Origin of the sequence: Aliiglaciecola lipolytica, from assembly GCF_018860635.1 — a bacterium.
In the GTDB taxonomy this organism is placed as follows: Bacteria; Pseudomonadota; Gammaproteobacteria; order Enterobacterales; family Alteromonadaceae; genus Aliiglaciecola; species Aliiglaciecola lipolytica_A.
Map to the genome: position 1 here is coordinate 1 of NZ_JAHKPT010000035.1, position 14,409 is coordinate 14,409.

General features: G+C 40.2%; 8 protein-coding genes. 3 read left to right on the forward strand and 5 right to left on the reverse strand.

Going from position 1 to position 14,409, the window contains the following annotated elements; all coding sequences use genetic code 11:
- Nucleotides 1-326 precede the first annotated feature (326 nt).
- Nucleotides 327-1,793 (reverse strand): glycoside hydrolase family 32 protein, encoded by a 1,467-nt coding sequence (locus KO530_RS17955; protein WP_216049841.1) that lies wholly within the window; start codon nucleotides 1,791-1,793, stop codon nucleotides 327-329.
- A 147-nt stretch (nucleotides 1,794-1,940) separates the two neighbouring features.
- Here KO530_RS17955 and KO530_RS17960 point away from each other — a divergent pair, with 147 nt between their 5' ends.
- The 3 genes from KO530_RS17960 (at nucleotide 1,941) to KO530_RS17970 (ending at nucleotide 5,791) form a co-directional block, all read left to right on the forward strand.
- On the forward strand, nucleotides 1,941-2,957 hold the full coding sequence (locus tag KO530_RS17960; RefSeq protein ID WP_216049842.1) for a LacI family DNA-binding transcriptional regulator: 1,017 nt from the start codon (nucleotides 1,941-1,943) through the stop codon (nucleotides 2,955-2,957).
- 12 nt (nucleotides 2,958-2,969) lie between these two features.
- Nucleotides 2,970-4,202, forward strand: coding sequence for an MFS transporter (locus KO530_RS17965; protein ID WP_216049843.1), 1,233 nt, complete (start codon nucleotides 2,970-2,972; stop codon nucleotides 4,200-4,202).
- Between the two features lie 200 nt (nucleotides 4,203-4,402).
- The gene (locus tag KO530_RS17970; RefSeq protein ID WP_216049844.1) at nucleotides 4,403-5,791 is read left to right on the forward strand and encodes an MFS transporter; all 1,389 of its coding nucleotides are present in this window, start codon (nucleotides 4,403-4,405) and stop codon (nucleotides 5,789-5,791) included.
- A 70-nt stretch (nucleotides 5,792-5,861) separates the two neighbouring features.
- Here the strand turns inward: KO530_RS17970 and KO530_RS17975 are convergent, their stop codons facing one another.
- The 4 genes from KO530_RS17975 to KO530_RS17990 form a co-directional block, all read right to left on the reverse strand.
- Complete coding sequence (locus KO530_RS17975; protein WP_216049845.1) at nucleotides 5,862-7,352, reverse strand: tryptophan halogenase family protein; 1,491 nt, start codon at nucleotides 7,350-7,352, stop codon at nucleotides 5,862-5,864.
- A 2-nt stretch (nucleotides 7,353-7,354) separates the two neighbouring features.
- Complete coding sequence (locus KO530_RS17980; RefSeq protein WP_216049846.1) at nucleotides 7,355-8,845, reverse strand: tryptophan halogenase family protein; 1,491 nt, start codon at nucleotides 8,843-8,845, stop codon at nucleotides 7,355-7,357.
- A 127-nt stretch (nucleotides 8,846-8,972) separates the two neighbouring features.
- The gene (locus KO530_RS17985) at nucleotides 8,973-11,903 is read right to left on the reverse strand and encodes a TonB-dependent receptor (protein ID WP_216049847.1); all 2,931 of its coding nucleotides are present in this window, start codon (nucleotides 11,901-11,903) and stop codon (nucleotides 8,973-8,975) included.
- 589 nt (nucleotides 11,904-12,492) lie between these two features.
- On the reverse strand, nucleotides 12,493-14,178 hold the full coding sequence (locus KO530_RS17990) for a glycoside hydrolase family 13 protein (protein WP_216049848.1): 1,686 nt from the start codon (nucleotides 14,176-14,178) through the stop codon (nucleotides 12,493-12,495).
- Nucleotides 14,179-14,409 lie beyond the last annotated feature (231 nt).

The following is a 14,409-nucleotide window of genomic DNA, read 5'->3' on the forward strand; positions in this document are numbered from 1 at the left end:
TATGAACCTTATACCTATAGTTTAGTTGATAGCGTCAAAGTGCTAGTCTAGTTTGTGGCTGTCTAAATTTTAGCTCTAGTCTAGTTTGTGGCTGTCTTAAAAAGAGGAATAAGCTTTGTCGCGAGTCGGTACTAGCATTATCAAGTATATACAGATTTATTCAAATGTAATGCCTAAACCGTTAGATGACATGTCTAAAATGGAGAAGTAGTAAGCTTATGTTTTTTGCGTAATTGCAGTTGTAAAAGGTCGCTTATTGCGACCTTTTGTTTTTGAGTGTTCTACCCGCGGCCAACCTCTTCAATCCCTTGAGGATGCAAATTAAATCAAACTGCATTTATAGCAAAAGTGCTTAACCTAACTTTTTCAATTTTATTTTCTTCACTATCGTGGGCAATACAAAGTTCGCTAAACGGCGCTGTAGGGAAGGTCATCATAGTAATACATTGCCGAGCACCATTGAAAAACAGTTCGAACGAACAAGTGTCTGCGTAAATTTCAATTTCAACAAGTTGGTGCTGCAGAACATCAATAGGCATTTCAACGATTGAATCAAATCCTTTTTCAGCAAAGCCACTGTGAGTTCTATCCGCCAAAATTCGTTTGTTTGCAAAATCAAGTGTCAAAACAAAGGTTTCTTTATTCGCACTTTGCCATTGCAGAACGGTTTTACGGCTCTGTGAGCTAAGAGTAAAGGATAGCTTGTATGCTTCGGGTATGTTTAACGGCTGTTGCCTAAGCACTTCGATTGTACTTAATGAATTTTCAGCATTGAATTCAATCGCGGGCGGGGTCGCGAGTTGGTAACCGGATTGGTTTTTCACTAAGCTGATTTTTCGTGGCAAGGTCATCGCGCCTCGCCACGTATTATCGGGCGTGTCTCGCGCATAATCCCAGTTACTCATCCAAGCGATGTAAGTCCGACTTTTCAATATCTCTGGGGTATTGTCCCAAGTAATACCGGCATAACAGTCAGTGCCATAGTCTAACCAATGGGTTGGGCTATTTGTAGGTAGAGAGTCTTGAGGGGTAAATTCAACACCATCGAAGTCGCCAATGAAATATTGTGTGGCTGAGCCACCATTGGGGCCACCAGGATTAATGCTAATTAATAAAACCCAACGCTCGATTCCAGTTTCGCTACAAATTAATGGAAACAGATCCGGGCATTCCCATACGCCACCATGAGCTCCGTGGTTATGTCCAAATTCGGAGAGTTTGTGCCAACTTTTAAGATCGTTGGACTGATAAAAATAGACACATTGACCCGCAACCACGGCTTTTACCCAGTATTTTTTTTCTGCGTACCAGACAACTTTTGGATCTCTAAAATCTTTTAAGCCAGGGTTTGGAATAACCGGATTATGCGCATACTTAGTGAAACTTTTTCCGCCATCAACTGAATATGCAATGCTTTGAACTTGCACTTCATTTTCTGAATGATGTGTAAATGTCGCGATTACCGCAGGATAATTCGAGCTGGCAAAACCTGCGGTATTATTTATATCCACTACAGCGCCACCAGAAAAAATATAACCTAAGCCTTCTGGCTCGGCATGAAGCGCAATGGGTTGATGTTGCCAATGAATCAAATCCTCTGAAGTCGCGTAGCCCCAGTGCATATTCCCCCAAACCACGTCATCAGGATTGAGTTGGAAAAATAAATGGTATTTACCGTCCAAATAAAATAATCCGTTAGGATCGTTGATCCAAAAACCCTGTTTAAAAAAGTGATAATGAGGCCTCCAAGTACGATTCGTACTTGGACGGTTTTGGTTATCTAACTGCTGCATATGCACCTCTAGAAAAATTAATAAAAAAAGACTTGATAAAATGTCTATCGATGGTCATTATAATGGCGAGTTTTAAATAAATGTCAACTTAATGTTGGAATAGTGTCAAATTGGCCTTTTAGTAATCGGCTACTCAACAAGGTTTTTATGTCTTCAATTAAAGATGTTGCAGCAAAAGCAAATGTGTCAATTAAAACCGTTTCTCGGGTATTAAGCGGTTTTGCAGGCGTGAGCTCAAAAACCAAAGAAAAAGTTGAATCTGCAATGCAAGAGCTGGAGTTCTACCCCTCTGCAGCAGCCCAATCTTTACGAGGCCGTGACAAAGGAATAGTGTGTTTAATTACTGAAAAACTCACCACTACTCCAGACTCTTTTGACATTATTGCGGGTATCCAAAGCGAATGTGAAAAGCAAGGGAAGTTGCTGATGATTGGTGAATCCGGCGGTAGCGACGAAAGTTTTTCCCGCTTGGTGGATGATTTTAGAAGGCAAAGGGCAGAAGCAATTATATTTGCAACGATTTATCGTCGCCAAGTTAAAATAAAACAGTCTTTCAAAAAATGCCCTCTTATACTTGTGAACTGCTTTGAAGCCAACTTGAGTCACCCTACCATTTTACCCAACGACTACTTAGGTGCTTATCAAATCACCGATGAACTTATCGCAAAAAAACACAGAAAAATAGCTTACTTAACCCTTTTTGAAGATATGCCTGCAACACAATTACGGCTTGATGGTTACCGTAAAGCTCATGAAGCTGCAAATCTAGACGTTGATCGTGGTTTGATACAGGTAGGCGTATGTCGTGATAGCGAAGACGAGTTTTGTAATCTTCCTGAAGTGTTGCAAACGCTTTTATCCCGCCAAGAGCCGCCCACCGCTATTTGTTGTGGTAACGATAAAATGGCAATGCGTGTCTATATGCTGATCAGAAAGCTCGGTTTTCAAATTCCAGAAAGCATTTCAATTGTTGGTTACGACAACTACAAATTAATTGCCGAAAACTTGTTGCCCAAACTCACTACAGTGAGCTTGCCTTATTTCAGTATGGGGCAAAGAGCAGCTCAATTAGCCATTAATAAACAGCAGGTTACAACCCCTGAAATAATAGAAATAAGCGGAGAATTAGTTCTTAGAGATTCTCATGGCTACGCAACTTCATAATATAGGCCACAGATGTCTGATCACATAGCAAGACGTAATTACTGGTTGTTAAGCGGATGTATTTTAAGTTTCTTTTTAACTTGGTCATTTTGCTTTTCAATTTATCCGATTTGGTTAAACCAAGCCATTGGATTAAACGGTGCAGAAACAGGAATTGTATTTAGTATAAATGCGATTACTGCACTTTTTATTATGCCTTGTTATGGATTCATTCAAGACAAATTAGGCCTGCGTAAACAATTGCTTTGGTTTGTTGGGGCCATGCTTTTGCTTAGCGGACCATTCTTTATTTATATTTATACCCCGATGTTAATGGCATCTCTTTATGTTGGCGCAATTGTCGGCGGTTTCTTTTGCTCGGTGGCATTCTTTGCGGGGGTTGGTGCCGTCGAAACCTACATAGAACGGGTTGCAAGAACCACAGGTTTTGAGTTTGGGAAGGCTCGAATGTGGGGCTCTGTAGGTTGGGCAATGGCTACGTTTTTCACCGGTCAAATATTTAATATTTCGGTAACGTTAAATTTTGTGCTGGCTAGTTTGTGTGCGGTTATATTTTTAACTTGTCTGTTTTTTGTCACTGTTAGTGAAGACAACTCGAAGCAGATGAACGATGGCGAGCAGGCAAGTGCATTAAAACTTATTGATGCTATTTGCTTATTTAGGGATAAAAAGTTTTGGGCGTTTACCTCATTTGTGATTGGTGTGTCGTGTATTTATGGCGTCTACGATCAGCAGTTTGCGGTGTATTTCGCAGCGCAATTTCCAACGAAAGCTGAAGGTAATGCAATGTTCGGCTATTTAAATTCGTTGCAAGTGTTCCTCGAAGCAGGTGGTATGTTTTTAGCTCCTTTTTTAGTGAATAAGATTGGCGCTAAAAATGGCTTAGTGCTTAGTGGCGTAGTAATGGCCATACGTATTATTGGCTCAGGGTATGCCGATGATCCCTATTCTATTTCTGCTATGAAGCTACTTCATGCCGTGGAACTGCCAATCATGCTTATTGCTATTTTTAAGTATATTTCCGCGACTTTTGACGCACGATTGTCTGCGACTATTTATATTGTTGGTTTTCAATTTATGTCGCAATTTGCAGCGAGTGGGTTATCAATAGTAACTGGGATTTTGTACGATGAAATTGGCTTTGCCGCTGCCTACAAACTAATTGGAATGGTTGTGGCCTTTTTTGTCATTGTTTCTATGTTTGTGCTGACGTCTGATAAAAAGCCCATTCAATCCACAGCGTAAAGAGCAGGCAATTACCTTCCACTAATAACTATGTAAATAGGTATACCAAGTATTTCCCTTTCCAGCTGAACCCTATTCGAAAATATTGTTGATTTATCTAACTTAATCGTTTAAGTTAAATAAATGTAAAGCAACCGTTAATGCGCATCGTTATTCAGTTTGTCTTAATGTCATTAACTAGAAACCGGTTTGGAGAATTCATGTCTACTGATTCAAGCAGAGCGCCATTGAGCTTTAAAGAAAAAATAGGGTATGGCGTCGGTGATATGGCTTCAAACTTTTATTTGGGTTTCTTCGGTTTATATTTACTTTACTACTACACAGATGTTTACGGTCTTGCCCCTGCTGCCGTTGGCTTGATGTTATTGATTTCGAAAATTACCGATGCTGTTAGCGATCCTGTCATGGGACTTATCGCCGATAGAACAGAGTCTCGCTGGGGGAAATATCGACCATACCTCTTGTGGGGAGCTATTCCTTATGGGTTGTTGGGTTTTGCGATATTTTTCGGTCCAAACTTTTCCGATACTGGTAAGTTGATTTATGCGTACGTGACTTACATTGGGGTGATGATCGCGTTTACTGCGATGAATGTACCTTATTCGGCTCTACTTGCCGTGATTTCGCCCGTCGCAGAAGAGCGAACCAAGGCTACCATGTACCGCTTTATTTGTGCTGGTCTTGGCGGTTTATTAATCGCAGCTTTTGCCACACCGTTAGTCAGTTTATTAGGTGGTGGTGATGACGTACTTGGGTTTCGTTTAACCATTAGTGTTTTTGCTGTGTTATCTATTGCGCTTTTTTGGTTCACCTTTGCGGTAACAAAAGAAAGAATAAAATTACCTAAACACGACTCATCTGCTAGAAAAGATATGAAAGTGTTGATTAAAAATACATCTTGGGTGGTTTTAGCTATCTCTTGTGTTTTGCTTGTTGTGGCATTAGTGGCTCGTTTCTCATCTATTATTTTCTACGTAAAATACTACATGGGGGATGATGGAGAAGCCATTTTCCTTATCTTTGACCGCGTGGCATTGTTTTCATCAATTGGTCTTTTTGGACAAATTGTCGGTTCTTTATGGACACCCATGTTAACTCGATTATTCAACAAACATACTATTGTGTTAGTGATGTGTTTATTGCACACAGTTTTCCTAGTGATGAGTTATTTCATTCCACCTGATATGTTCTGGACTGCTGTGTTCCTGCACTTTTTAGGGATAACTTCGTTTGGTGTGGTGATTACTTTGTTGTTTGCTATGTTTACTGATTGCGCTGAATTTGGAGAATGGCAAACCGGTAAAAGAACGTCAGGTTTAACTGTGTCAGCATCTATGTTTGCCTTAAAATTTGGCTCGGCTGTTGGTGGCGCTCTGCCGGGATTTATTCTTGCTTATGTCGGTTTTGTCGCCAATCAAACTGTGTCTGCTTTTGCATTGGAAGGAATTAGGGTAATGGCAACATTACTGCCAGCGGTGTTGTTTGCGCTAGGAGGGTTATTGATGTTGTTCTACAAGATAGATAGACCGCTTTTAACTCGTATAGAGAAAGAACTTACTGAACGCCGAAGTTTAAATCATTCTGAGTAAACGGATACAAAGCCCCTAAATTGATTAGCATTCAGGGGCTTTTAAACGCTCGGTTATTATTTATATATCATTACATCTGAGGTTTAAAGTTTAGGATACAGCCTGCAAATAATTGTTGTATTTGATTGTCTTTAAAGTAATCAATCACAGGGGCTGTAGCTTTATTTGTTGCGCGTTGATTAAGCTGTGGAAACACGCCGTATCCGGCCAATAAACAATGCCAAGAGATCGCACCAAAATGTTGATTTATGCCTTGGCGAGCTAGTTCTTTGCTCAAATCATTTTTCTTATACCAAGTATCGAGTATCTGTAATAGCGACTCAGATAATGCCATATTGTTGCGATTCGCTTTCCAATATTCGCTGTCTTGGCGGGTATTGAGTTTGTAATGGGCAACAATATAATCTCTTATTCGTTCAAAACGTTCGTTCATTTCATTATTGTAGTCATTTTGAAACTGGTTAGAAAAATGGCCTTTTTCAAAACAATCAATAAACATCTCAGTTGATATTTGTGTTAAATGCAACGCAGTAGCTTCTAGCGGTTCAATAAATCCTTGAGCCAGTCCGATGGCGATACAGTTTTTACTCCAGTGTTTAGTTACCTGACCTACACGCATTTTTAAATGCCGGCATTCAATGTCGGTGTCTAATAAACCGAGGTGTTGTCGTAGCTCTGTTTCGGCATCATTCTTTGTTATATGTTGGGCGCTATAAACATAGCCATTACCCGTCCTATTGCGCAAGGGGATACGCCAAGCCCAGCCGTTGGAAAGAGCTGTGGATACGGTTTCAACAGGCACTTGCGCAAGTGGTTTAGTGCCTATTACTAGCGCAGAGTCATTAAATAAGTTGTTGCTAAAGTCCTTGAACTTGACCCCTAGAGCACCTTGCAGCAGTAAAGAGCTAAAACCACTACAGTCCACAAAAAAATCAGCTTCAATTACCTGACCTTTATCGGTGTGAAGTCGAGCAATGCTGCCATCGGGGTGGAGTTCTACGTTCTGTACTTTTAATGCTTGGTGTCGGACTCCCAAATTCATTGCATGTTGTTGTAAAAATCGCCCCAAGCACGCCGAGTCAAAGTGATAACCGTATTCAATTTTAAATGGAAAGTTTTCCGGCGTAACTGGGCTTAAATTATGTTTTGCCAACCAACCATTGAACAGAAACTTATCGGCCGATGTAGTCACATCCTGGCCCATTCGTCGACCAAAACAGTTGGCATAAAACGGACGCTCACTAAATGTATCTAGTTGCGAGATAAAGGGGTGGCTATAGGATTCAATATTCGATTCTGGACTCCAGTGCTCGAACCTGATATTGACTTTATAAGTCGCATGACATGCAGGCATCCACTGTGACTCAGGTATATCCATGATTTCAAAAAAACGTTTTAAGGTCGGAGTCGAACCTTCCCCCACACCAATAGTGGCAATATCAGGGGCCTCGATAACGCTGACTTCTATATTTTTTTGTTGCCACTGTTTAGCCATCAGGTTTGCCGCTAACCAACCTGCAGTGCCGCCGCCAACAATCGTAATTTTTTTACTAGGCTGCATGTTTACTGACCTATGAACTGAGCAATAAATTGATCATGGGGAAGCAGGCTAGATAATGGCTTTTGCTTTTCTGCTAACACTTTTTGCATCACATCTAACAGTGCATGATCTCCATACTTTTTGGCAACTGGATGATAGTCTTGTGGGTGTATTCCTTGCCCTAACATCACTTGTAACCATGACGCATCTCTAAAAATATCGTTGTTGTCATTAAAAATGGCTGCTGATGAACGGAAAGCTGCAATCTTTTCTTGCAACCTTTCAGGTATCGCCATGTTACGCATGTCCTTCCAAAAATCAGAGTCATCTCGCTCATTCACATGATAATGAAGAATAATAAAGTCAGCGATGGTTTCGAATTCCCGTTTTGACTCAGCGTTATACATATGTGTCATTGCCTCTGAAATTCCGTTATTTGGAAACATTTTTAGTAGACGCACTATGGCTGCTTGAATCAAATGGATACTCGTTGACTCCAGTGGTTCTAAAAAACCACTGGATAAGCCAATAGCAATCACGTTTTTATGCCATTGTTGTTCAGTGCGACCCGTTTCAAAACTGATTTTTCTTGGCTCATCCAAGGGCTTGCTATCTAGGTTGCTCATCAAGGTGTCATGGGCTTCGTCGTCCGACATGTACTTAGAACTGTAGACGATACCATTACCATTTCGATGGGTGAGGGGAATGCGCCATTGCCAGCCCTTCTTATGGGCAATACTGCGGGTGTACGGCAATGTTGTTGCAAATCGTTCGGTTGGGATCGCGATAGCAGTATCGGCAGGCAGTAAACTTTCCCAGCTTTGAAAGTTTACGCCCAAGGTTTTACCAATCAGAAGTTTTCGCATCCCCGTGCAATCTATAAATAAATCACCACTGATTTTATTGCCATCTTTGAGGTGCAACTGGGTAATAAAGCCGCTATTTTTATCTTGAACTATATGTTCAATTAGTCCTTCAGTGCGTTTTACCCCTAAATTTTCTGCTAATTTACGCAAAAACTTGCCGTACAAACCTGAATCGAAATGATAGGCATATTGCATTTCGTAAACAGGATTTTGCGTATTAATTTTGTTAAATAAGCCCCGTTCACAACTTAAGTAATTAAGATCGTAATCCCACAATGATGCTGTTGCACCGGCTTGTTTAGCGTGCAACCAAAAATGCTGAAAACTACAAAATCCAATGTTTGCACCTGGGGCACCGAAAGTATGGTAATAGCTTTCACCGGGCACTCGCCAGTTTTCGAATTTAATCGCAAGCTTAATTGATGCCTTGGTTTCGCGAAGAAACTGCTTTTCATCTACACCAAGGTATTGATTGAATAGTTGAATAGGAGGAATAGTTGCTTCACCAACGCCAACAATACCGATATCTTCTGATTCAACTAACTCAATCTCGACCTGTTCTTGCAATACTTTTTTAAGTAAGGCCGCCGTCATCCAACCCGCGGTGCCTCCGCCAGCTATAACTACTTTTCTGACCGGCTTTTGCATCTACATGCTCCTTAATTTTTATAATAAGCGACAGGTTACAATAATGTTTTCCAGTATAAACGTAAAAAAGCCTCAACAGTCTTTCAACTTTGAGGCTTTTCATCAGTTAATATTAGCGTATAACTGTTTAGTAGAAAGAATAGTTAACGTTCAGCATATACGATGGTCCAAATTGACGGCGTGTGGTAACAATACCATTCGCATCAACTATTTCATCGTCTACATCAGTTAAGTTTGTGCCTTGTAAAGAAACCCGTAGACCTTGCAAATAGTCATGCTCAGATTCAGAAAAGTCATAGCTAATTTGAGCATCCACCAAAGTCACACCGTTACGTTGAACAGTATCAATTTTGTTTGAGCCACCACGTTGGTATGTATAATATTCACCACGGTCAGTTCCGGCTACGCGCACTTCAAAACCACCCATTGCATAGTATGCTGTCAACGAGTAAGTCGAGTCTGATTGACCAACAAGAGGTGATCCATCATCTAACTCTGCATCAATGAAAATAGCAGAAGCAGCCACACCAAAGCCGTCTAAGGTATCACTAAACATGCCAAATGGTACGTTTGCAGTAAGCTCTAAACCTTGTACGTCACCTTTTAAGCCATCTTCAAAGAAGGAGTATGTGCCGTAGTCTGGAGGCGTGATTAAGTCGCCTTCGTTATAAACCACACCTGCTGGTTCATGGGGCCCAGTAAATAACGCTAGACGATCATGGAAGCCTGGAATGTAGTAATCCGCGCCATTATTTGTTTCATCATTTCTGAAGTTAATAAGTGAGCTATCACCACTACTTTCTTGGGTTAAATTGACTAAGTCCTTATAGAATAAAACCGCAGATAAATACCCTTCATCTTCAAAATAATACTCGTAAGAAACGTCAAAATTATTTGATTCTAAGGGGCGTAGTTCAGGGTTACCCGCAAATTTAGACCAAGGAGAACCGTACTGGTTAACTGCCTCAACTGTATTTGGGATTGCAATCAGCGTGATGTTTTGATCAAATTTCACAAAACTAGAGGCTTTCATTTGGTCTATACGAGCGCGACTAATGGCTTTATTGGCTGCAAATCGAACAAATTGATTGTCGCCCACTTCCATGCTGATATTGACACTTGGAAGAACATGGCTGTAATCAGCACCACCAGAAACACGGCAGCTATCATCAATTTGCTGATCATTGTTGTCATCACAGACTGCAAAGTTGGAGCCTACAATGCCGTTGAAACCAGATGAAGTTTGGTCTGTTTGAACGTATTGAACACCCACGTTACCCATAACTGGGAAGTCGCCTAGTTCAGTGGCAAAGTCTACTTTAGCGTATAGTGTAGTGACTTCTTCTTCAACCACATAGGTATCACCTAAACGGTCAGGTTCAAGTAGACCCGCGTCATTTAAGGTGTATTCGCCATCTTGATAAGGGGCAAAACCGTCATAAGCCACAACCATACCAAGACCAGCCCAAGTTAAATCAGCTAACCCGTCGTACAAATATTTAGAAGGAATCGAATCAGATAAAGGGTAGGCAGACGCAGTAGCGAAGAAACCTTTGTTGTCTTTATCCTTATAACGATCACTGTAGTTAATACCTGCTGTGAGGGTATGGAAGATGTCACCATCCAAATTACCCACCACTTCAAAGCGCACTGTGGTTAATTCTTCTTTGAAGTCTGCATAATTTAAGAAACCATCTTGAGCTTGAACATAACTAAATGGTTGGCCATTTGCTTGCAATTCAGAATGATCATCAAAGTTGTCAGCTAAGTTAGCTAAACCGCCACCCCATGCTTGAGGTCCAGTTAATTGCAAAGCGTTTGGATCAGAGAATGCGTCGAGCCCAGAAGTACTTGTAAAGTCGATACCATTTTGACTCATCACGAATTCACGAGTACCAAACAAAGAAGGGTCAGAGGCGTCAAGTGCACCGTTACGTGCTAAACCTGAGTAAGACTCACCTTGTAAATCACGTTTAGTTGATTTGCTTCGAGCCACATCCAATTCAACCGACCAATTGTCATTAACGTGATATTCAATGTTCAAACCATACACGTTCAAATCGCCGTCTTTTTGCTTAGGATTATTAATCAAAACAGAGTTGGCGTTAACTTGCGTACCTGTAGTGTTGAAACCTGAACCCGTCACATTTGCGGCTTCAAAAGGTTCAACGAAACCACGAATAATACCCGAATCAGAGAAACTGATATCCAATGCATCAATAACGATATCAAGGTCATCATTAGGCTGGAATTGCAATACCGCTGAAATGGTATCTCTTTCTAATACTGTACTTTGCACATTTGTATCTAGGCCTGATGGTAAAATCTGACCATCTTCGTTAGCTGGATTATAGCCCCACACACCAAATTTACGTTGGTTGTTAGGCGATTCAGTTGTGGCTAAGGCGACAGCCAAACCAATAGTATCGTCAGCAAACTTCTCTACGAAAGATAACGAATAACGGTGACCTTTGTTGTCGTATTCAGGGTTGTCAGATTCACGGCCACTTATTTCGTATACGCCAGTAACTGTCAATGTTTCTTGAGCTTGTAAAGGTCGTACCGTTTGTAAGTCTACAGTTCCGCCAATACCTTGAACCATCAACGATGCATCAGTGGTTTTATAAACGGTAGCGCCTGTCATAATCTCTGATGGATATAAATCGTATTCAACACCGCGGTTATCGCCAATCCCGATCAACTCTCGACCGTTTAACGATGTACCAGTAAAATCTTCTTTAAATCCACGTATTGAAATACCAGAAGTTCGGCCACCCACACGTTCACCAGACATTCCTGGTAAGCGAGCTAACGATTCGGCAATTGATGAATCTGGTAATTTACCAATATCTTCTGCTGAAATAGCTTCTACGATCGAGGAGTTGTCCATTTTGACAGCTTGCGCTCGAATTAGGGAGCCGCGTATCCCGCTGACCGAGATGACTTCTACATCTTCTGCTACGGCATTGGCTTCTTGTGCTAGTGGTTGGCCTGATATCAAAGCTGCAGAGATAGCAGCTGATAATAACGCTGGTTTAAAATATGTGCTCGTTTTCATGTGTGTGCCCCGCTCAGTGCGTTTTTTATAGTCAATATTGTTACTGCAATGTTAAAAATACTATCAAATGTAAATGAGATCAATATTTTTCTTAAACGATTAAGGTTATTTCTGTGGTTGGTGTTATTTTTTATCACAATGACTCTTTTGCATAACCTCTTTGTAACTAATATATAAGCTTAATATTATTTAGATTAAGCTCTATGGTGATTTTAAAATTTTCTTTTAATTCAGTTTGTTATCATATTTCTCGAAGATTCGTTAAACCGAGTTAAAGCAATTTTGAGTGCGCTAACACAATAAAAATTTTAAATGTAGATGTTGAAGTAGCAAAAATGACTTTTGTTTACAGAAAACTAAGAGAGCAAATTTTTTCACTAAATGATTTAAGTTTTTGAGCTTTTTTGATGCTAATTAAGGCTTGAATTGAGGGCTTATCAAAAAGCATTAACATGGAATTAATATCAAAGGTTACAATTTTGTTTTTGTAACGACTTTAAAGCTTGCTTAGCGACAAACTAATTATTAATCCATTTTGGTTTTATCATTAGTTTGTCATCTAGCCTAAATAGTACTATGTAAATTCAGATTACTCTTTTTGAGATAAAACCACTGCCTGATAAGGTTTTAATTTTAGCCAGCCATCATCGATACTCAATTGTGAATAGTTGTTAGCTTGAATTTCAAAAGTTTGCATATTGTTTGGTAATTTCAAGTTTGCATCAGTTTCAACAAAACTGAGTATTACTAACCAAGTTTGGTTATCAAGGCTTCTGGTATAAGCATAAATATGCGGATGATCCGGCTCTACTTGTTGGTAAACGCCGTATACTAAAATGTCATTCTCGGTTCTAAGTTTGGTTAGCGTTCGAAAGTGATTTAATACTGAATCAGCACGGTTCTCTTGGCTTGCAACATTGACCTCTTTATAGTCACTGTTTACCGATATCCAAGGTGAGCCTGAGGTGAAGCCAGCATTTTCAGTGTTATCCCATTGCATTGGCGTGCGGCTATTATCCCGCGAGTAAAACCGAAGGTTTTGCATGAATTTCTGCATGTCTTTGCCTTCACTCAAGGCTTTTTTATAGCCATTTATGGCGGCAATATCTTGATACTCGTTGATATCCTCAAAATAAATATTTTTCATCCCTAATTCATCACCAAAATAGCAATAGGGGGTGCCACGCATAGTCAGTATGAAAGTGTTAAGCATTTTGCTCGATACGGCTCTAAATTCATCACTATCATTGCCGAATCTCGATACCATGCGCGGGACATCGTGATTCGCTAAGAATATCGAAATCCAACCCTTGTCTTTGAATGCTTCTTCCCACTTAGAGTGGACTTCTTTGAAATCGGCTAAAGTGTGAGGATCATCCAATCCATTCCCTATTTCGACGCCTTCAAAATGATAGACCATATGCAATTCATTGCGATCTTCGTCAACGAGTGAATGGGCATCTTCAAAACTACTGCCTGCTCCCTCACTTACGGCAAATACTTCATATTTACTTAGCACTTCTTGGTTCATTTCACGAATGTGATTGTGCAAGGTGGGTCCCATGCCATGGTGTTTTATTACATCCACCACGTCATCTTGATAGCCCTCAGGAAAAGCCGGGAAAGTGGTGTCTTTAGAGATAAATTGGAATGCATCGAGTCGAAAGCCATCAACTCCTTTTTTCGCCCAAAAATGCATGATGTCGTATATCTCTCGGCGTAGTTCAGGGTTTTCCCAGTTTAAATCTGGCTGTTTAGCTGAAAAATAATGTAGGTAATACGAGTCCGTTTGCTCATCGTACTTCCAAGCGTCGCCTTTTTCGTCAAAATAGCTGAACCTATGGTTCGGTTTGCCTTTTTCTGCCGGCCACCAGTGATAATAATCACGGTATAAATTGTAGCGAGAACTACGAGACTGCTTGAACCACTCATGCTCATCACTCGAATGATTTACCACAAGATCCATGATGAATTTGATACCGCGTTGGTGAAAACCTTTTATCATCTCATCGAAATCATTCATGTCTCCAAATTCGTCCATAATTTTACGGTAGTCACTTATGTCATAGCCATTGTCATCATTTGGAGAAGCGTAAAATGGGTTAACCCACACAGCGGTCACGCCGAGACTCTTGATATAATCAAGTTTTTCAATAATGCCGTTTAAATCACCGATACCATCACCATCGCTATCAAAGAAACTGCGAGGGTAAATTTGATAAATAATTTGTTCCTTCCACCATTTCTTTGACAAAGAGTTTTTTGACGTAGTCATTTGTTTATCTCCAAATTTCAGCAAATATAAGTCGCTAAACCTACCTATTTCATCTTATAGCTGTTTATTACTGCCAGTATTAACTTCTTCGACTCTCAGTATTAAAGTCTGAAAAACGCCAATAAACTAACACGATTAAGTTAACTAAGAATAGCCAGAATAGTCACTTAATGCTAAAAAAATGTTAATTAAGTTAAATTTATAAGATTTAAAATAAAATTTGATTAATTA

Bases quoted from the DNA above. Each gene is read 5' to 3' on its own strand.
- KO530_RS17955 (WP_216049841.1), bottom strand. From the start codon at position 1,793: ATGCAGCAGTTAGATAACCAAAACCGTCCAAGTACGAATCGTACTTGG.
- KO530_RS17960 (WP_216049842.1), top strand. From the start codon at position 1,941: ATGTCTTCAATTAAAGATGTTGCAGCAAAAGCAAATGTGTCAATTAAA.
- KO530_RS17965 (WP_216049843.1), top strand. From the start codon at position 2,970: ATGTCTGATCACATAGCAAGACGTAATTACTGGTTGTTAAGCGGATGT.
- KO530_RS17970 (WP_216049844.1), top strand. From the start codon at position 4,403: ATGTCTACTGATTCAAGCAGAGCGCCATTGAGCTTTAAAGAAAAAATA.
- KO530_RS17975 (WP_216049845.1), bottom strand. From the start codon at position 7,352: ATGCAGCCTAGTAAAAAAATTACGATTGTTGGCGGCGGCACTGCAGGT.
- KO530_RS17980 (WP_216049846.1), bottom strand. From the start codon at position 8,845: ATGCAAAAGCCGGTCAGAAAAGTAGTTATAGCTGGCGGAGGCACCGCG.
- KO530_RS17985 (WP_216049847.1), bottom strand. From the start codon at position 11,903: ATGAAAACGAGCACATATTTTAAACCAGCGTTATTATCAGCTGCTATC.
- KO530_RS17990 (WP_216049848.1), bottom strand. From the start codon at position 14,178: ATGACTACGTCAAAAAACTCTTTGTCAAAGAAATGGTGGAAGGAACAA.